Source organism: Streptomyces sp. DT190, from assembly GCF_049846985.1.
Classification (GTDB): Bacteria; Actinomycetota; Actinomycetes; order Streptomycetales; family Streptomycetaceae; genus Streptomyces.
Genome location: NZ_JBNCNM010000104.1, coordinates 1 through 206, shown reverse-complemented (window position 1 = coordinate 206; position 206 = coordinate 1). Strand labels below are relative to the sequence as shown.

Here is a 206-nt window from a genome sequence, read left to right as displayed (position 1 = left end):
ACCGCGGCTCATCACGTGGGTGCCGAGCGGGTGGAGGAACTCACCCTGCTGGAGCCTCTCGTCCTTCCCGAGGACGGCGCCCTGCGCCTCCAGGTCGTCGTCAGTGCACCGGATGTGGCAAGCGGACGTCGGCCGGTCGCGGTGTTCAGCCGCCCCGAGGACGCCTCCGACGAGGCCGCCTGGCGTCAGCACGCCGCCGGAGAACT

At 71.8% G+C, this 206-nt stretch carries 1 protein-coding gene; it reads left to right on the top strand.

The genetic code is table 11. The features are described 5' to 3' along the window. Positions 1-206, top strand: a 206-nt coding sequence (locus tag ACPXCS_RS39790) for a hypothetical protein (RefSeq protein ID WP_425971271.1), incomplete at both ends; no start/stop codon positions are given.